This is a genomic window from Amycolatopsis jejuensis (genome assembly GCF_000717335.1).
Taxonomy (GTDB): Bacteria; Actinomycetota; Actinomycetes; order Mycobacteriales; family Pseudonocardiaceae; genus Amycolatopsis; species Amycolatopsis jejuensis.
This window is the reverse complement of record NZ_JNYZ01000035.1, coordinates 57812-74038: the sequence shown is the minus strand read 5'-3', so window position 1 is coordinate 74038 and position 16227 is coordinate 57812. Positions and strand designations below refer to the sequence as shown.

Below are 16227 nucleotides of genomic sequence, written 5' to 3'. Positions count from 1 at the left end.
GAGGCAGAACGGGCTAGCTCTTGGCGGGTGCGCCCAGCATTCCGTGTGTTTCGAACACGGTGCCGGTGGTGGTGCGGGATTGGTCGGAGGCAAGCAGGACGTATGCGCCGACGTAATCCTCCGGGCGGGGCAGCCGGGGCCGTCCGATCATTGTCGCGAAGGCGTCCTCGCCGCCGATGGATTCGATGGTGCCGCGCAGGGTGACGCCGTCCTGGTCGAGGGCGGGTAAACCGCTCAATTCCGTCGACATCGCCCCGGGCGCGACGCCGTTCACGCGGACCACGTTTTCCAGTTCCCAGGCCAATTGCGTGATCAGGCCACGGATTGCGTGTTTCGCGGCGACGTACAGCGGTCCGCCGCCACCGGGGTGGAAAGCCGCGTTCGACAGTGTGAAGATCATGCTTCCGCCGGTTTCCCGCAACGCTTCCACGCTCGCTCGCGCGCCGAGCAGGTAACCTTGGACGTTCACGCGGAACAGCTGGTCGAAGGCAGCGGGCCAGGCCTCCGCCGGGAGGTCGAGCAGGGCCTTGCCGAAGTCCCACAGCCCGGCGTTGCCGATGAACGTGTCCAGCTTGCCGAAGGCCTTGCGGGTGCGGGAAACGGCGGAAACGTTGTCGGCCGCGGAGCTGACATCGCCGACCGTGACCGCGACGGCGTCCCCGAAATCGGTTTCCAGCCGGGCGGCTTTCTCGGGTGAATGTTCCAGTACGCCGACGCGGGCGCCTTCGCGGAGGAAGCGTTCGACGAGGGCGCGGCCGAGGCCGGATCCACCGCCGGTCAGCAGCGTGACATTTCCGGTCAGCATTACCGTCCTCCGATCGTGCTCAGCTTGCGCAGGTCGGTCGCCGCGTCGGCGAGCACGTCCGGGTCCACCGGGGTGCCGGACTCGATCAGCTTCATCGCCGCCCGGACATCGCGGGGCCGGTTGACCGCGAGGACCCCGGTGATCTTGTTGTCCCGCAAGGAAAGGATGCTGAACGACAGGTCGTCCGGATCACCGCGGCGGACCGTGCGATCGGTTGCGGCGGGATGCCCGGCGTATTGGAGGTTGAGGTCGTACTGGTCGGACCAGAACCACGGGACCTCGTGGTACGGCTCGCCGCGGCCCAGCATCGCCCGTGCCGCGGCCATCGCCTGGTTCTGCGCGGTCTGCCAGTGTTCGAGCCGGACGTGCCCGCCCGCGTACCGGTTCGGGTGCCGCGCAACATCACCGGCGGCCGACACGTTCGGGATCGACGTCCGGCAGAACTCGTCGACCAGGATTCCGTTGTCGGTAGCGATTCCCGCCTCGTCGGCGAGTTCCGTGGCTGCGGTGGTGCCGACGCCGATCAGCACCAGGTCGGTTTCGATTACGTCGCCGGTGGTGGTGACGACCCGGCGCACCCGGCCGTGCTCGCCCTGGATTTCCGCGACCCCGGTGCCGATGCGCAGGTCGACGCCGCGATCGCGGTGGATGTCGGCGTAGAAGCGGCCGACCTCCGCGCTCACCGCCCGGCCCAGCGGCAGGTCGCCCGCTTCGAGCAGAGTGACCGAACTGCACACCTCCCATGCGGACGCGGCCACCTCGGCGCCGATGAACCCCGCGCCCACGACAGTGAGGTTCGTTGCGGCGCTGAGCTGTTCGCGGATGGCGAGGGCGTCGTCGAGCGTGCGCAGGTAGTGCACGCCGTCGAGGTCGGCGCCGAGTACGTCGAGGCGGCGCACGCGGGCGCCGGTGGTGAGCAGGACGTGGTCGGCCGTGACGGTGGTGCCGTCGGAGAGTTCGAGACCGCTCCAGCGCGGCGCGATCCGCTCGACCCGCGTGCCGAGCCGGAGTTCGATGTCGACGGCGGCGTAGTAGTCCTCGGTGTGCAGATACGTCGATTCGGCCTCGCGATGGCCTTTCAGCAGGTCCTTGGACAGCGGCGGCCGTTCGTACGGGGGGTGCGGTTCGGCTCCGATGAGCACGATCCTCCCGTCGAATCCCTCGTCCCGGAGGGTGAGCGCGGCGCGTCCGCCCGCGAGGTTGGCACCGACGATCGCGTACGTAGGGGTGCTCATCGCCCGAGCGTGCGCGTTGCCGCCCGGCTGGTCGAGGACGGTGTACCGCCTGGCTGAACGCCGGTGTTGAAGATCCACTGGCGGGCGGTGTTCGCTGGACGGTGAACCGAGGGGAGGTGCGATGACCTGTCCCGCACCGGATCTGACCACTGCCGGCCGCTACACCCGCGACGGCCATCCGTGGGCCGCGTTCGACCGGCTGCGTCGCGAGGCACCGGCATTCTGGTACCACCGGCCGGGTTTCGAACCGTTCTGGGCGATCACCCGGCACGCCGACATCGTCGCGATCTCGCAGCGGCCGGAGATCTTTTCCAACACTCAGCGGCTGCGGATCGCGGACCTCGACACCGTCGACCGCGAGAACGACCGGCGCGCGGCACGGACCGGATGTCCGTTCGACGCGCCGTCGAACATGCTGGCCATGGATCCGCCCGCGCACCGTGCCAACCGCCGGATCGCGTCGCTGCAGTTCACCCCGCGAGCGGTGGCCAAGCACGAGGAGGTTTTCCGGCGGCTGTCCGAGCATTACGCGGAAGACTTGCTTCGCGTCCTCACCGACGCCGACGGGCCGGTCGACTTCGTGCGGGCCTTCGCCGATCGGTTGCCGCTGTTCGCGATCTGCTCGATCGCCGGGGTACCGGAGGAGGACTGGCCGCGGGTGCTGCGCTGGATCGGCGCGCGGGTCGATCCGGGGCACTACCCGATTCCCGGGCTGACCCCGGCCGAGATCCACCGGGTCAACCTGCGGGAGTTCGACGACTACTTCCTCGCCCTGATCGCCGACCGGCGGCGCACCCCGCGCGAGGACCTGCTCAGCTCACTGGTGCACCGCACCGTCGACGGTGTGCAGCTCACCGATCGGGAACTGCTGGAGTACCTGCTGTTCCTGATCAGCGCGGGCAACGAGACGACGCGGTCGACCACGGCGTTCGGACTCGAAGCCGTGCTGCAGCACCCCGATCAGCTGCAGCTGCTCGTGGACGATCCCGGGTTGCTGCCGTCCGCGGTGGAGGAAATCGTGCGCTGGACGTCGGTCTTCGGGCATTTCGCGCGTACCTGCCGGGAGAGGTTCGCGCTGCACGGCCGCGAGATCCGGCCGGGGGAGACGGTCGCGCTGTTCTACCCGTCGGCCAACCGCGACGAGACCGTGTTCACCGATCCGTACACGTTCGACGTCACGCGGAATCCCAACCCGCATGTGGGATTCGGCCGCGGCGAGCACTTCTGCCTCGGGGTGAACCTGGCGAAAGCGGAGCTGCGGGCGATGTTCGGCGCGTTGATTCCACAGCTGCCGCGGCTTGCGCTGGCTGGTCCGGTGGAACGGATCCCTGGGCGGATCGACGTGCTCATGGCCCGTGCGCTCCCGGTGCGGCTCGCATGACGGCGTCCTGCCCGGTGCTGGTGTTCGCGCCCGGCCCCAGGGCACTGGCTGACGAGTTTGCCGTACACACCGTCGAGCCGTGGCTTTCCGATCCGGAGGCCGTGCTCGACGAGGCTGGGGTGAAGCGGTGCATTGTGCTCGGCGAATCCTGGTGCGCGACGCTCGCAATGCGGTTTGCCGTGGACGCGCGGGACCGGGTGGTCGCAGCGGTGTTCATCCGCCCGCCGGGTCCCCGGTGGGAACCGGTTGCGGCGTTGTTCGAGGAGACCATGCGGGTCGCGCGGGCGTCCGGGATGCGGGCGGTGGTGGACGCGGCCCGTCCGGGTGCCGGGCTCGAAGAGAACCCCGCCGCCGGGCCGTTCGGGCATCGGGTGGCGACCGATCCGGCGTTCCGGGACGAGCTGCTGGCCACTCCGGTCGAGCGGTATGTCGCCCGGATCGTCCGGTGTGCGCAGTCATTGCTGGTGACGGACCTTCCGCCGGTCGAAATGCCGGTTCTCGTTGCCCAGGACGAATCCCTGATCCGCAGTTTCATCCGCAAGCACGCCACGGAGGGCTGAGCCGTGTACTTCGAACTCGACGCCGACCAGCACCAGCTGAGCGAGGCGACCCGCGCGTTACTGGCCGAAGGCTCGGCCGGATTCGATCGGGCCGCGTGGCGCCGCGGGGCCACGCTCGGCTGGTACGGCGTGCTCGTTTCCGAACGCTACGGCGGGTTTTGCCTGACCCGGCGGCCGCTGGTCGACCTGGTGGTGGTCGCCGGGGAGTTCGGCCGCGCCGTGCAGCCGGGGCCGTTCCTGCCGACGAGTGTCGTGGCGCTGGCGATCGAGCGGGGCGGCACGGAGGAGCAGAAACGGCGGTACCTGCCCGATATCGCGTCCGGGGTGCTGGTGGCGACCTGGGCGATCGCGGAGCCGGGAAACCGCTGGGACCCGTCGGCGTTCTCGGTCACCGCGGAGCCCGCCGGGGACGGCTGGGTGCTCGACGGAGTGAAGACGCTCGTCCAGGATGCCGAGGCGGCCGACCTGATCCTGGTGACCGCCCGGGCGGAAAGCGGGTTGGTGCAGCTGCTCGTCCCGGCCGGTACGCGTGGGCTCACGTGCACCGCGAGCACCGGGCTCGATCGCACCCGCCGGTGGTACGACGTGCGGTTCGACGGGGTGTACGTGCCGGATTCGGCGGTGCTCGGGCCGGAGGTCGTCGCGGAACAGCTCCTCGTGGCGAAGGTACTCCAGTGCGCCGAGAGTGCGGCCGGAGCGGCGCGCCTGGTGGAATTGTCCGCGGGGTCGGAAAACTCCGTCCCGCGCGAGGTGGCCGGGTTGCACGTCGCCGCCGAATCCGCTGCTGCGGCAACGTATCGGGCCGCGCTGGCGGTGGCCGACCGGTCGCCGGACGCGGCGGCGGCGGTGGACGTCGCCCAGATCGTGGCCAACGACGCGTATGCGGCCATTGCGGATTCAGCCTTGCAGTCCGGCGGCGATTTCGGCGAGGACCGCGAGGTATCACTGCATTTGCTGCGGGCAAAGGCGAACCAGGTCCTGTTCGGCGATTCCGGAACCCATCGGGACCATCTGGGCGGGCTTCTCGAACTGCGTGCCGCGCACCGAAACGCGGGACGACCGGACGAGCGCCGCGCGGCGATACCGTCCACCGCAATCGACGAGAGAAAGGTGTCGGCATGGCGCTGACGGAAGAGGGCCTCATTCCCGTATCGGGGCTGCTGAGCAGGCGGGTACGCCTGGCCAGCGGATGCCAGGCGCACTACGTGACGTCCGGCGAGACCGGACCGGCGGTGGTGCTGCTGCACGGCGGGCTGTGGGGTGCGTCCGGGGCGGCGGCCTGGGCGCAGATCGCGCCGTTCCTCGGTGCCAATGGATTCCGGGTGTACTGCCCCGATTTCCCCGGTTTCGGGCTCACCGAACAGTACGAGCACGCGTACCCGCCGGACCTCAGCGGGCACCTCGATTTCCTGCACGAGTTCGTCACCGCGTTGTGCCTCGACGAATTCCACATTTCCGGCAATTCCATGGGCTCGCAGAATGCGGTCAACTACATCACCGCGCATCCGAAGAAGATCCTCAGTTACGCGCTCATCGCGGGCGGGCTGGAGGATCTGGTGTCCTTCGACGAGCTGATGGCGAAACTGCCGCAGCCCAAGGAAGTGGACCGCAGTATTGTGTTCGGCTACGACGGGACCACCGAGTCCATGCGGCGCACGCTCGAATGGCTCGTGCACGATCCGGCGAAAATCACCGACGACGTGGTCGAAATGCGCCGGCTCGCCGCGGCAAAGCACGTCGGGTATTACCGCCGGATGAACGAGCATTCGGTGTTCAAGAGCCCCGACCCGGACGTGCAGGCACGGATGAGCATCAAAGGCCGCTTCGACCGGCTCACCATCCCCGGCATCTACCTCTACGGCGCCGAGGACAGGTCGCTGCCGCCGGAAATCGGCGGGCATGCGCAGGAGGACGTGCTGCCGCACGTCCAGTTCTTCTACCCGCCGGACACCGGCCACCAGGGCCAGACCGATTCGCCCGAGCTGTTCGGCCGCGTGTTCCTGGAGTTCTTCCGCGACGGCAAGGTGTCCTGGGACACCGCCCGCGACGCCGGGATCTCGTCGCGGCGCCCGCCGTTGCCGGACCGGGTGGCGGTGCCGGAAACCGCGGTGCGCTAGTCCACGAGCTGTTTCAGCGCCAGCTCGACGACCTCGGGGCGGCTGTAGTCCTCGTAGGTCATCAGGTGGCTGCCGATCCACACGGCCGAGGTGAGCAGGACCTTGGCCTCGACCACCTCGGGCGAGTCGTAGAGCGTGGCGAACAGGGTACGGAGGTATTCGCGGCGGCGGCGGTCGACGCGGCGGAGCCGTTCGGCGACGTCCGCGTCCCGCTGCGCCCACATCCGCACCGCGAAGTCGGTCCGCGACAGGCGATCGTCCGACGAGATCGAGAACAGCAGCCGCAGTTTCGCCCGCGGGTCGGGGTCGGCACTCTCGACGAGCTCGATCGCGTCGGTGGTCGCTGACTTCTCCCAGGCATCCAGGATGGCGGTGAGGAAGGTCGGGCGGTCGGTGAAATGCCAGTAGAACCCGCCTTTGGACACGCCGAGCCGCTGGGCGAGCGGTTCGATCCGCACCGCGTCGGGGCCGCCGTCGGCCAGCGCTTGCAGCCCCTCGCCGATCCAGGCTTCGGGCGGGGTGCGCGTCAGGGCCATCGGAGTTCCCCCTTCGGGCAATCGGGTTGACAGCCTCGGAGGAAGGATACATAGTCGATCCATACGGTTGCGTATGGATCGAGGTGTGACGATGGCGGGTGCACCGGCCGGGCCGGGTTTCCTCGGCGCCGAACGGGACGGGACGGTCCCGGGCAAGCTGGACACGTCGGTGGGCAAGGCGCTGGCGATCCTCAACGCGTTCGATTCGCCGTCGGCGGTGCTGGGGGTCACCGCGCTCGCCGACGCGGCCGGAATCCCCAAGTCGACGGCATTCCGGCTGCTGGTCGCGCTGCACGACAGCGGGTTCGTGGAACGCCGCGGCACCGGGTACAGCCTGGGCAGGCGGCTGTTCGAGCTGGGCAACCTGGTGGCCGACCTCCGGCCGCGGAACCTGCGGGACGCGTCGCTGCCGTATCTCAGCGACCTGTACCAGCTCAGCGGGGAAACGGTGCACCTCGCGACGCTGGAGGACACCGAGATCCTGTACCTGGAGAAGCTTTTCGGGCACGTGAAGGCGCCGGTGCCGTCGTATGTCGGCAGGCGGTTCCCGGCCCACTGCACGGCAATCGGCAAGGCAATCCTGGCGTTCTCCGACGACGAGACGGTGTACCAGGCGATTCAGCACGGGCTCCGGCCGCGCACGCCGTACACGGTGGTGCTGCCGGGAGTGTTCCGCACCGGGCTGGCCCGGGCGCGGCGCGACGGCGTGGCGTACGACCACGAGGAAGCGTCGGTCGGCGTCGCGTGTGTTGCCGCGCCGATCATCGCCCGGGGGAAGGTGCTCGGGGCCATTTCGATTTCGGGGGCCCCACCGCGGTTCGACCCCCGCCAGTTCGCCGTCGCGGTACGCAAGGCGGCGGCGGGGATCTCCGCAAAGCTCGCCGTGCGGGCATGAATTCGGTCGAGGAGGAAACGGTGAGCTGGAAGCGCGCGTGCGCAGTGGACGAGGTCGCGCCGGGCGAGGCGACCAGGGTGGACCATTCGCCGCCGATCGCGGTGTTCAATGTGGACGGAGAATGGCTCGCGACGGCAGACCACTGCTCACACGACGAATCCTCGCTCGCGGAAGACGGGTACCTCGACGGCGACGTCGTGGAATGCGCCTGGCATTTCGCGAAGTTCTGTGTGCGTAACGGGAAGGTGCTTTCGCCACCGGCGCGGGAACCGCTGGCCACGTATGCGACCCGCGTCGACGATGGGGTCGTGTACGTGGAGGTCTGACCACGGTGGCCAAGTCTATGCTGGATGACATAGACTTGGGGTGACGGCCATCGTGGGAGGGCAGCGGGATGACGGAATGGCAGGGTTCGGTCGCCTTCGTGACCGGAGGCGCGCAGGGGATCGGGCTGGGCATCGCGCGGGCGCTGGGTAAACGGGGCGTCCGGCTCGTGCTGGCGGACATCGACGACGAGGCACTGGCGCGGGCGTCCGCCGAGCTTTCGTCCGTGACCCAGGTGGCGGCCTACCGGCTGGACGTTCGCGACCGCGGGGCGTTCGCCGCGGTGGCCGACCGGGCGGAAGCCGAGCTCGGTCCGGTCGGCCTGCTGTTCAACAACGCCGGGATCGTGCCGTATGCGCCGGCGGCGCAGCTGGGCTACGAGCAATGGGACCTGGCGCTGGACGTCAACCTCGGCGGGGTCGTGAACGGGGTGCAGACCTTCGTGCCGCGCATGATCGAACGCGGGGACGGCGGGTATGTGGTGAACACGGCATCGGGTGCCGGTCTGGTCGGCGGCCCGAATGTGCTGTACACGACTGCGAAATTCGGGGTGGTCGGGCTTTCCGAAGCGCTGAAGCTCGAGCTGGCCGAGCACGGGATCGAGGTCAGCGTGCTGTGCCCGGCGTTCGTCGACACCGGAATTCTGGAGCACACCGAGGCGGTCGGCAGTGTCTTGATGCCGGAAGAACGCCGCCGGGCGGCGGAGGCGTCGTTCGCGGGGGGCGTGAGCATCGACGCTGCGGGGGAAGCCGTGCTGGCCGGGATGGAAGCCGGGGCGACCTGGATTCACACCGACGATTGGCTGCGGCCGTACCTGACGATGCGGATGGAACGGCTGCTCGCGTCTCTGCCGGGTTAGCCCGGGTTCTTCTTGCGTCGTTTCTTCGCGGGCTTGTCCGGCGGCACCCACACGTCGGCGACGTTGCGGTCCACGAGGGTGGCCAGTGACTGCAGCGCGCCGTCGAGGTCGACCCCGTCCGGGTCGATCAGGGCTTGCAGGTGGATACCCAGCACGGCGCCCTGCAGGGCAACCGCGACCGCGTGCTCCTGTTTCGCCGCGGCGGCCGGGTCGGCCCTGGCCGGACGTTGCGCCCGCAACCACAGTTCGACCCCGGCGCGGCGCCGGCCCAGGAATTCCTGATACTGGCTGTGGACGTCGCCGGTGTTGCCCATGGCTTCGGCGAGGACCATGAAGATCAGCGCCGAATTGTCGCTCTCGGCCCACTTCCGGTAGTCGAGCACGACCTCGGCCAGGGTGGGGAACGCTTCGGCGTACTGCTCGGGCCCCATGTAGCGGTCCATTGCCCGCTGCAGGACGGCGATCACCAGGCCGTCCTTGTTCTTGAAATGCCACGGAATACTGCCGCGGCTGATGCCGGACCGCTCGGCGATGTCGACGAACGACGTCCGATCGAATCCGCGCTCGGCGAACAGCTCCTCGGCGGCATCGAGAATGCGCCGTCGGCTTTCGTCGCCGATCTCGTCGATCCGGCGCCGTCCTGGGGAACTCACGGCCGCCATCCTAGAACAGGCTACGCCGCCGCAGGAGAGAACCACCGGCATGCAGCGCGGCGGACGCGGCGGCGGCGTAGACGGGGAAAGCTGCGGGATCGAAGTCCGCGGCGTCCACGCCGGGAATGGCTGCGTGCAGAAGGACGACGACGCCCGCGGCGGCCAGCCCGCCGATCGCGCCGCGCAGAGCCGCCGACCACCACCGGCGATGCTCGAGCCCGGCGATCAGCGCACCCAGCATGCCGAGCGCCTGCCACCCCCACCAGACCGGCGCCGCCCACCGGAGCGCAAGAAGGGCGACAACGCCGAAGGCGACCGGGATGGCCGCGAGGGAGATGGCTTGCCGGGTACGGGAAAAGCCGGAGAAGAGGGGAGGTTGCCGAAAGGGACGCTTTCCTTCGGCGGGTCGGTGGCGCTGCTTGGGAGGGGTGGTGGTGGCGCGGTGGTGCGGACGAGGCTCGGGCGGGCGTGACTCGTGGCGCTTGGGAGGTGTTGCGCGGCCGGGCCCGCTCGGACCGGCCCGACCTGACTCGTGCTCGGGAGGCGCGGTGCAGCCAGACCCATCCGGATCGGCCCGACCTGACCGGCGCTGCTGCCTCGCACCGGCCGTGTGCTGGTCGCGTCCCGGATTGCCGGTGGGGCTGGCCGTCGTCGGCGGGGCCGGTTCGTGGGGTGCGGGCATGGGTCCAGACCTCTCCTCCGAGCTGGTTTGCCGGGTCCGGCTTCCTCCAGCAAACACAACAACCAAGTCTATGTCAACCGACACAGAGCATGGCCGGAAAAGGGAAACGGCCTGCCGCTGGGCAGGCCGGATGACTGGAGTCAGTGGGCGGTCAGCAGGGGGATGCCGTCGTAGGCGGAGACGTCGTGTGACGGTACGATTTGCATCCGGTCGGTGAGCGCCAGCATGCGCAGCAGGCCTTGCCGGACCAGTTTCGGGTCGGTGTCGGCCAGTAGGCGGAGCATCAGGGGGCGGTCGACGCGCAGGCGGAGGGCGTCCAGTTGCCACGCGAGGTCGCCGATGAACGCGTAGCGGTTGCCGGTCGGCAGGGTGACGAACACGATCACCGAGCCGGTCGTGTGGCCGCCTGCCAGTGCGATCACCACCGAGCCGTCGCCGTACACATCATAGCTCGACGGGAAACCCAGATATGCCGGGCCGGGGAAATCGTAGTGCCGGATCCGGTGCCCCGGCGAGATTTCGCGGAAGACCTTGCCGTCGGAATCCTTGGCCGCGTACTGCAGTTCGCCCTCGTTCATCCAGATCGGGAGCGAGAGGTCGGACACTCCGCTCACGTGGTCCCAATGCGAATGCGTCACCACCACGCCCTGCAGGCGGCTGCGGTCGTAACCGGCGGCGGTGAGCTGCTCGTCGACCGTGCCGCGCTGCGTGAACGGCGACTGCACGAACCGGGGGAGCAGCTTGATGTGGTCCGCGACTTCCGAGCTGAACCCCGCGTCGATCAGCAGGTCGCCCTCCGGATGCTGCACCAGTACCGCGGTCGAGGCGAAATCGCGCTTGTCACGGAACTTTCCGCCGCGGAAGGCGAAGGCGGCCCGGGTGACGTAGGTGCCCGTGGGCAGCTGGTGCAAGGTCATCTCCGCCGGTGGCGTCGCCTTGGGAAGGGCGCCGGACCAGGCCGGAGGAAGGGGAAGCGGGCTCATGGTTTCAGGGTAGGAACGCGGAAGTGCCCAGGGCAAGGTGACCAGAGTGGCATTGCCGCGGGTTCGCCGTCCGGGCTGCGGCGATATCGGTTCGGTATGGGCCGGACCCGATCGGTCTTGGACATCCGCGCGCGGGCAGCGGTTGCGTGGAAGGCAGCATCCGAAAAGGGGAGTGACCACAGTGGACATCGACACGACACGACGCGACCGCGGTATTGCCGCCTACGCCCGGATCTTCGGCGTACCCGAGCAGGAACTGCCGGCGGCGATGGCTGCCCGGGTGGGCCCGGTGTTCGCCGAGGAGGTGCTGTCGTCGGCCGGTGGCCCGGCGTGGTCGCACGCCGGGCTGACCGACCGCGACCACAGCGTCGCCATCGTGACCGCACTCGTCGCGCAGGGGGTGTCCGGCGAACGCCTCAGCGCCCACCTGCGGCTGGCCGTCGCGAATGGACTCGACCCGGACACCCTCACCGCATTGATGGTGTTGCTGGCCAACTACCTCGGCTACGCGCACGCGTCGGCCGCGATGGAAACGGTGCGCGAGATCACCGCCGAGGTCAGCTGAGTTCGGCCCGCAGCCGGGTGCGGAGTTCCTCGTCGGACAGCGAGTCGGGGAAATGCGCGACGTATTTCCCCTCCGGCGACACCAGATACGTGATGGCCGTGTGCGGAACCGCGTACCCGTCGGGGTCTTCCGGATCGTCCTTGCGCCGGGCGAACACCCGGAAGGCCTTCTTGGCCTCGTCGATGGCCTCGGGCGGTCCGGTGAGCCCGGTGAACGCCGGATAGTCGCGCAGGAACTCCTTCATCACCTCCGGCGTATCACGCTCCGGATCGACCGTGATGTACAACGGCGTGACGGTGTCCGCGAGCCCGCCGAGACTGTCCACAGTGGACGACAGCCGCTTCAGCGCCCGCGGGCACACTGCCCGGCAATGGGTGAAACCGAAGAACACCAGCTGATATCGCCCGCGATAGGTCTGCTCCGTGGCCGGGCGGCCATGGTGATCTACGAGCGAGTACGCCGGGGTGGTGGGGGCGGTCATGATTCCTTCCGGAAGGTGAAGGTCTGCGCTTCGTCCGGGCAGCGGAGGATGACGTCCTCGCCGTCGACCCGCAGGATGTCCGGCGTCTCGGTGGCGCCGTCGATCTGCGCGAGCGGAGCTCCGTCAACGGTGACCGTCCACCGGCCGCGCCCGGCGACGCGGGAGATCGTGACCGTGCCCTCGCCGGGCAGCCCGGCCGCTCGCTGCAGCCGGGTGTGCAACGCGCCGTCGACGACTTCGGCGCGGCTGACGTCCACATTCCGCTCGACCGCGGTGAGCGCAGGCTCCTCGAACCGCGCGCGGTCCCAGGGTTCGTTGTACAGCCGCCACAACCCGTCCGGCACGTTCAGCCGCGCGTAACCGAGCAGCACGTTTCCGGTCATCGGCTCGACTTCCGTGCGGTTTCCGTGCTCGTCGGTGAGCGTGTCGTTGCGCGGGTAGTACAGGCCGCCGTCGCGCCAGGTCGGGTTCATGAACCGGTCGACGTGCTCCAGCAGCCTGCCCAGCGTGCGCTCGTCACCCATTTCCGACGCCCATGCGGTGACCCAGCCGAAATCGCACGTGTCGGACACGACCGGGCGGCCCATGAACTCCTGCGGCGGGGACGGCGCCACCGACAGCGTGCCTGCCGGGCTCTCCTCCAGCAGCCGCGCGACCTGCTCCGGATAGTTCGAGTGCACGAAATCGCGGTTCCACATGTTCATCAGGGCACCGCACCACGCATCGACCCAGGGCAGCTGCCTGCCGTTCGGCAGGACCTTGCGCGAATCCTCGAGCACCATCATGTTGTAGCGCCCGGTTTCGTCGAGCCTGCCGAAATCGGCCCAGGCCCGTTCGTACCCGGTGACGACCTCCTCCGCGCGCTGCCCGCCGGTGATGAGGTCGTGCAGCCGGAAGCCGAGGATCGCGGGCTGGTTGCAGATCTGGAAAATGCAGTTGGGTTCGCAGGCGACGCCGAGATACCCGTTGTTCACCATCTGCCAGTAGATGTGCTCGTTGAGCTTTTCCCGATCGTACGGGAAATGGTGCCCTTCTCCACCCCAGAAGAACGACTGGTACTCGAAGGTGAGCGAACCTTCGGCGGCGTACCGGTCGCTGTCGAAGAGGTAGTCGTGCAGCAGCGCCATCGATTGCACGTACGCGCTGTACATGATGTTGTCCTGCACCACCGGATCCCATTGCTCGCCGAGGGAATCCGAGAGATGTGCGTTGAAGACGCTGCCGCCGCGGCCGACGTCCCGCCAGTACATCCACACCTCGGGGTGCAGGATCTTCTCGACCAGGCGTTGCAGCACCGGCTGGAACAGCCCGGGTGCGGCGGGCAGCCGATGCCGGTGGGTGAGCGCCAGCGCGTACGCCATGTACGCGAGCTGGAACCGGTAGCCGCCGAAGTCCTCCTGGTTGGTTCCCTTGCCCTGCATGAGGGACCAGTCGTTGGGCAGCTGCCGGGACAGGTTGTCGAAGTGCCGGACGTGGCCCAGCTGCTGGGCGGTGAGCGTCGTGGACACTCGTGACCTCCTGATTTTTGCGGTAGGGCACCGACTCTACCGGAAGTCCTCCACCGTGGAGCGGGCCAGCTCCCGGCGCATGATCTTGCCGGTGGACGTCTGCGGAAGAGCGGTCACGAACCGCACGGATCGCGGTACCTTGTACGCGGCGATGTTCCCGCGGCAGTAGTCGATGAGCTCTTCCGCTGTTGCCGCAACGCCTTCGGCGCGCACGACGTACGCTCGCGCGGTTTCGCCCTTGACCTCGTCGGGAACGGGTCCCACGGCCACCATCGCCACCGCGGGATGGGCGGCGAGCACGCGTTCGATCTCCGCGGGGTACACGTTGTACCCCGCAGTGATGATCATGTCTTTCCGCCGGTCGACGATGAAGAAGTGCCCGGCTTCGTCGGCATACGCGACATCTCCGGTGTGCAGCCAGCCGTCGGCGTCGATCGTGTTCGCGGTGGCCTCGTCGTTGCCGTAGTAGCCGAGCATCACCAGGTCGCCGCGCACGAGCAGCTCGCCGGGGGTACCCGGGGGTGCAGTCTGCACGGGGTTTGTCAAGTCTCCGACCCGGATTTCCGTGCCGGGAAGGGCAACTCCGATCGAACCGGGGCAGGGTGCGGCGTCGAGCCAATGGGTGGTGCCGAGGCCGGACAGCTCCGTCATGCCCCACAGTTCGATGAGCCGGGCCCCGCTGACCTTCTCCCAGCGTTCTATTGTGGACAGTGCGATGGTCTGCCCGCCGACAGTGCAGCGGGTCACCGTGGACAGGCCGGCGGTACCGAGCCCCGGATGCGCGAGCAGCATCGAGTACATCACCGGTACGCCTTCGAACATCGTCGCGTGGTGCTTTTCGATGAGTTCGAGCGCGGCACCGGCGTCGAACCGTTCCATCAGCACAACGGTTCCGCCGACGAGGAATGTACTGTTGATCACCACATTGCCGTAGACATGCGGGGCCGGGAGCGCGGTGAGCACCGTGTCCACTTCGGACCGGCCGTGCATGGCGGCGGTCGATTCGCAGTTCCGCAGCACCGCCCGATGCGATTGCACGGCACCTTTCGGACGGCCGGTGGTACCCGAGGTGTACCCGATGGTCGACGGTTGTCCGGCATCGACGTCGACCGGCGGAACAGGGTCAGCTTCAAGGCATTCGGCAAAGGACGGACCGTCGAACGAGAGCACGGTCTTCAGGGTGGCGGTTTCCTCGCCCAGGGTGGCCAGTTTACCTGCGGAAGCGAACAGCGCCGCCGACCCGCAGTCGCGCAGGACGTAGCCCACTTCTTCCGGGGTGAGCATCACGTTGATCGGATTCACGACGGCCCCGGCTTTGAGCGCGCCGTGATATGCGACGACCCATTCCCACCGGTTCTGCGAATAGAGCGAGACCCGGTCGCCGGGACGGATTCCCTGTGCGATCAGGGAAGCCGCGACGCTGCCGGACTCCCGGTCCAGTTCGGCGTAGGACAGCTGCCGGTGGGGGTGACCAGCGCGATCTTGTCCCCGAACCGCGCGGCGCTGCGCGGCAGAATCTCGTTCACCGCGGCCATGGTGCTCACGATTCGAACGTCAGCACGGCTTTGACCACCTTGCCGTGGTGTGCCGCTTCGACGGCTTCGTTGATCTGCTCGAACGGGAACGTGCTGATCAGTTTGTCGAACGGGAACGAGCCCGCCTGGTACAGTTCGATCATCCGCGGAAGGAACTGTGCCGGTACGGAATCCCCCTCGATCACCCCGATCAGCGTCCGCCCGAACAGCAGGTGCCCCTGGTCGATGGTGAGCTCGTTGGTCATGCCCTGGAATCCGACGCTCACACAGGTTCCCGGCGACTGCAGGCATTCCAGTGCCTGCCGCACGGTCGACGAAAGCCCGAGGCAGTCCACCGAATAACGAGCACCGGTTCCGGTGATTTCGCGGATCGCCGCGACCGGATCGGTTTCGCCGGGGTCGATCACGTGGGTGGCGCCGAGTTTGCGGGCGAGGTCGAGCCGCTGCGGCTGGGGGTCCACCGCGATGATCGTGGCGCACCCGGCGGCCGCTGCGGCCATGATGGCGCTCAGCCCCACGGACCCGGCGGCGAACACGGCAATGCCGGACCCGGGCTCGGGGTTCAGCGTGTTGAGTACCGCACCCGCGCCGGTCTGCACGCCGCAGCCCAGTGGTCCGAGCAGTTCCAGCGGCAGCGCCGGGTCCACCTTCACCACGTTCTGCTCGGTCGCGATCACATTACGGGCAAAGGAAGATTGGCCGAAGAAGTGCCCGAACACATTGCCGCCGCCCGAGGAGAACGGGCTGGACCCGTCGAGCCGCGCACCGGTGAGATTCAACGGGACGAAATCACGGCAGTGCACCATCACCCCGGCGCGGCAATTGTCGCAGCCGCCGCAGAAATTGTAGGTCAGCACCACGTGGTCGCCCGTTTCGACACCGGCCACCCCGTCGCCCACCGCCTCGACGACACCCGCGCCCTCGTGCCCGAGAACCACCGGCAGCTGTTCGGCGGCCGCGGTGGCGATCACGCCGAGATCGGTGTGGCACACCCCGGACGACACCAGCCGCACCTGCACCTCTCCGGCACGCGGGTCCTCGACGTCGACCTCTTCCAGGGACAGGGGGGCTCCGGCGGTGCGGAGTACGGCGGCGGTCGTCTTCATCG

The 16227-nt window shown here is 68.5% G+C and carries 19 protein-coding genes; 8 read left to right on the top strand and 11 right to left on the bottom strand.

The genetic code is table 11. The features are described from left to right. Nucleotides 1-13: 13 nt before the first annotated feature. Nucleotides 14-805 carry an SDR family NAD(P)-dependent oxidoreductase gene (locus tag OO71_RS37160; RefSeq protein ID WP_033294695.1) on the bottom strand — a complete coding sequence of 264 codons (792 nt, stop codon included), beginning with the start codon at nt 803-805 and terminating at the stop codon, nt 14-16. Continuing rightward, a complete protein-coding gene (locus OO71_RS37155) occupies nt 805-2040 on the bottom strand; it encodes an NAD(P)/FAD-dependent oxidoreductase (RefSeq protein WP_033294733.1) in 1236 nt (411 codons plus the stop codon). The genes OO71_RS37160 and OO71_RS37155 overlap by 1 nt, the downstream gene beginning before the upstream one ends. Nucleotides 2041-2161: 121 nt before the next feature. Between OO71_RS37155 and OO71_RS37150 the strand changes: the two genes are divergently transcribed. From OO71_RS37150 to OO71_RS37135, 4 genes are read left to right on the top strand one after another with little or no spacing between them, the layout of a single operon-like run. Further along, on the top strand, nt 2162-3421 hold the full coding sequence (locus tag OO71_RS37150) for a cytochrome P450 (protein WP_051792699.1): 1260 nt from the start codon (nt 2162-2164) through the stop codon (nt 3419-3421). Next, entirely contained in the window at nt 3418-3981 is a 564-nt protein-coding gene (locus OO71_RS37145; RefSeq protein ID WP_033294694.1) for an alpha/beta fold hydrolase, read from the top strand. The genes OO71_RS37150 and OO71_RS37145 overlap by 4 nt, the downstream gene beginning before the upstream one ends. Before the next feature lie 3 nt (nt 3982-3984). Continuing rightward, nucleotides 3985-5109 carry an acyl-CoA dehydrogenase family protein gene (locus OO71_RS37140; protein WP_051792698.1) on the top strand — a complete coding sequence of 375 codons (1125 nt, stop codon included), beginning with the start codon at nt 3985-3987 and terminating at the stop codon, nt 5107-5109. After that, a complete protein-coding gene (locus OO71_RS37135) occupies nt 5100-6098 on the top strand; it encodes an alpha/beta fold hydrolase (protein WP_033294693.1) in 999 nt (332 codons plus the stop codon). The genes OO71_RS37140 and OO71_RS37135 overlap by 10 nt, the downstream gene beginning before the upstream one ends. On the opposite strand, the gene OO71_RS37130 is transcribed toward OO71_RS37135, so the two are convergent. Continuing rightward, nucleotides 6095-6634: a TetR/AcrR family transcriptional regulator gene (locus OO71_RS37130; protein ID WP_033294692.1), complete on the bottom strand. Its 540-nt coding sequence runs from the start codon at nt 6632-6634 to the stop codon at nt 6095-6097. The two genes, OO71_RS37135 and OO71_RS37130, sit on opposite strands and share 4 nt — an antisense overlap. 91 nt (nt 6635-6725) lie before the next feature. Here OO71_RS37130 and OO71_RS37125 point away from each other — a divergent pair, with 91 nt between their 5' ends. The 3 genes from OO71_RS37125 (at nt 6726) to OO71_RS37115 (ending at nt 8712) form a co-directional block, all read left to right on the top strand. Beyond that, the gene (locus OO71_RS37125) at nt 6726-7529 is read left to right on the top strand and encodes an IclR family transcriptional regulator (RefSeq protein WP_162186162.1); all 804 of its coding nucleotides are present in this window, start codon (nt 6726-6728) and stop codon (nt 7527-7529) included. A gap of 20 nt (nt 7530-7549) precedes the next feature. After that, a complete protein-coding gene (locus OO71_RS37120; protein ID WP_033294729.1) occupies nt 7550-7855 on the top strand; it encodes a non-heme iron oxygenase ferredoxin subunit in 306 nt (101 codons plus the stop codon). A 68-nt stretch (nt 7856-7923) separates the two neighbouring features. After that, the gene (locus tag OO71_RS37115; protein ID WP_033294691.1) at nt 7924-8712 is read left to right on the top strand and encodes an SDR family oxidoreductase; all 789 of its coding nucleotides are present in this window, start codon (nt 7924-7926) and stop codon (nt 8710-8712) included. Here OO71_RS37115 and OO71_RS47935 read toward each other — a convergent pair. From OO71_RS47935 to OO71_RS37100, 3 genes are all read right to left on the bottom strand, one after another. Further along, nucleotides 8709-9365: a TetR/AcrR family transcriptional regulator gene (locus tag OO71_RS47935; protein ID WP_162186161.1), complete on the bottom strand. Its 657-nt coding sequence runs from the start codon at nt 9363-9365 to the stop codon at nt 8709-8711. The genes OO71_RS37115 and OO71_RS47935 overlap by 4 nt on opposite strands. Before the next feature lie 10 nt (nt 9366-9375). Continuing rightward, complete coding sequence (locus OO71_RS50595) at nt 9376-9606, bottom strand: hypothetical protein (protein ID WP_033294690.1); 231 nt, start codon at nt 9604-9606, stop codon at nt 9376-9378. A gap of 581 nt (nt 9607-10187) precedes the next feature. After that, the gene (locus tag OO71_RS37100; protein WP_033294689.1) at nt 10188-11030 is read right to left on the bottom strand and encodes an MBL fold metallo-hydrolase; all 843 of its coding nucleotides are present in this window, start codon (nt 11028-11030) and stop codon (nt 10188-10190) included. Nucleotides 11031-11202: 172 nt separating this feature from the next. Between OO71_RS37100 and OO71_RS37095 the strand changes: the two genes are divergently transcribed. After that, nucleotides 11203-11595 carry a carboxymuconolactone decarboxylase family protein gene (locus OO71_RS37095; protein WP_156096754.1) on the top strand — a complete coding sequence of 131 codons (393 nt, stop codon included), beginning with the start codon at nt 11203-11205 and terminating at the stop codon, nt 11593-11595. Here the strand turns inward: OO71_RS37095 and OO71_RS37090 are convergent. From OO71_RS37090 to OO71_RS37075, 5 genes are read right to left on the bottom strand one after another with little or no spacing between them, the layout of a single operon-like run. Then, a complete protein-coding gene (locus tag OO71_RS37090) occupies nt 11588-12076 on the bottom strand; it encodes an SCO family protein (RefSeq protein WP_033294688.1) in 489 nt (162 codons plus the stop codon). The genes OO71_RS37095 and OO71_RS37090 overlap by 8 nt on opposite strands. Continuing rightward, entirely contained in the window at nt 12073-13584 is a 1512-nt protein-coding gene (locus OO71_RS37085; protein WP_051792694.1) for a linalool dehydratase/isomerase domain-containing protein, read from the bottom strand. Before OO71_RS37085 ends, OO71_RS37090 begins: the two co-directional genes overlap by 4 nt. A gap of 36 nt (nt 13585-13620) precedes the next feature. Continuing rightward, nucleotides 13621-15039, bottom strand: a complete 1419-nt coding sequence (locus tag OO71_RS46755) for a class I adenylate-forming enzyme family protein (protein ID WP_245633903.1) — start codon at nt 15037-15039, stop codon at nt 13621-13623. Further along, a complete protein-coding gene (locus OO71_RS51805) occupies nt 14988-15128 on the bottom strand; it encodes a hypothetical protein (protein ID WP_211260791.1) in 141 nt (46 codons plus the stop codon). The genes OO71_RS46755 and OO71_RS51805 overlap by 52 nt, the downstream gene beginning before the upstream one ends. Then, entirely contained in the window at nt 15125-16225 is a 1101-nt protein-coding gene (locus OO71_RS37075; RefSeq protein ID WP_033294687.1) for an NAD(P)-dependent alcohol dehydrogenase, read from the bottom strand. Before OO71_RS37075 ends, OO71_RS51805 begins: the two co-directional genes overlap by 4 nt. Nucleotides 16226-16227: the final 2 nt, after the last annotated feature.

What these genes read in the sequence shown, in the direction of transcription:
- OO71_RS37160 (WP_033294695.1), bottom strand. Translation starts at nt 805, where the DNA reads ATGCTGACCGGAAATGTCACGCTGCTGACCGGCGGTGGATCCGGCCTC.
- OO71_RS37155 (WP_033294733.1), bottom strand. Translation starts at nt 2,040, where the DNA reads ATGAGCACCCCTACGTACGCGATCGTCGGTGCCAACCTCGCGGGCGGA.
- OO71_RS37150 (WP_051792699.1), top strand. Translation starts at nt 2,162, where the DNA reads ATGACCTGTCCCGCACCGGATCTGACCACTGCCGGCCGCTACACCCGC.
- OO71_RS37145 (WP_033294694.1), top strand. Translation starts at nt 3,418, where the DNA reads ATGACGGCGTCCTGCCCGGTGCTGGTGTTCGCGCCCGGCCCCAGGGCA.
- OO71_RS37135 (WP_033294693.1), top strand. Translation starts at nt 5,100, where the DNA reads ATGGCGCTGACGGAAGAGGGCCTCATTCCCGTATCGGGGCTGCTGAGC.
- OO71_RS37130 (WP_033294692.1), bottom strand. Translation starts at nt 6,634, where the DNA reads ATGGCCCTGACGCGCACCCCGCCCGAAGCCTGGATCGGCGAGGGGCTG.
- OO71_RS37125 (WP_162186162.1), top strand. Translation starts at nt 6,726, where the DNA reads ATGGCGGGTGCACCGGCCGGGCCGGGTTTCCTCGGCGCCGAACGGGAC.
- OO71_RS37115 (WP_033294691.1), top strand. Translation starts at nt 7,924, where the DNA reads ATGACGGAATGGCAGGGTTCGGTCGCCTTCGTGACCGGAGGCGCGCAG.
- OO71_RS50595 (WP_033294690.1), bottom strand. Translation starts at nt 9,606, where the DNA reads ATGCTGGGTGCGCTGATCGCCGGGCTCGAGCATCGCCGGTGGTGGTCG.
- OO71_RS37100 (WP_033294689.1), bottom strand. Translation starts at nt 11,030, where the DNA reads ATGAGCCCGCTTCCCCTTCCTCCGGCCTGGTCCGGCGCCCTTCCCAAG.
- OO71_RS37090 (WP_033294688.1), bottom strand. Translation starts at nt 12,076, where the DNA reads ATGACCGCCCCCACCACCCCGGCGTACTCGCTCGTAGATCACCATGGC.
- OO71_RS37075 (WP_033294687.1), bottom strand. Translation starts at nt 16,225, where the DNA reads ATGAAGACGACCGCCGCCGTACTCCGCACCGCCGGAGCCCCCCTGTCC.